General features: G+C 46.5%; 1 protein-coding gene. It reads left to right on the plus strand.

All coding sequences use genetic code 11. The features are described from left to right. Positions 1-596: hypothetical protein (locus tag D8802_RS10230; protein WP_472725601.1), on the plus strand; the 596-nt coding region annotated here is incomplete at both ends.

Consider the following 596-nt stretch of genomic DNA (forward strand, 5'->3'; position numbering starts at 1 on the left):
AATCTGATACAGATGCACTTGTTGATGCTGAGGCACTGTTGCTTACGCTTGTGCTTGCTGAGTTAGAAGCACTGATTGAAGCAGAAATGCTGTTGCTCAAGCTTGTTGATGCTGAAGCTGAGGCACTACGTGATGCAGACTCGCTATTGCTTACGCTTGTGCTTGCTGATTCAGATGCACTGATTGAAGCAGAGATGCTGTTGCTCAAGCTTGTTGACGCTGAGGCACTGTTGCTTGCGCTTGTGCTTGTTGATTCAGAAGCACTGATTGAAGCAGAAATGCTGTTGCTTACGCTTGTTGAATCTGATACTGATGCACTTGTTGATGCAGAGACACTGTTGCTTGCACTTGTGCTTGCTGAGTTAGAAGCACTGATTGAAGCAGAGATGCTGTTGCTCAAGCTTGTTGATGCTGAAGCTGAGGCACTACGTGATGCAGACTCGCTGTTGCTTGCGCTTGTTAAATCAGATACAGATGCGCTTGTTGACTCTGAGGCACTGTTGCTTGCACTTGTGCTTGCTGATTCAGATGCACTGATTGAAGCAGAGATGCTGTTGCTCAAACTTGTTGATGCTGAAGCTGAAGCACTACGTGAT

The organism is Streptococcus oralis, from assembly GCF_003943395.1.
Taxonomy (GTDB): Bacteria; Bacillota; Bacilli; order Lactobacillales; family Streptococcaceae; genus Streptococcus; species Streptococcus oralis_BF.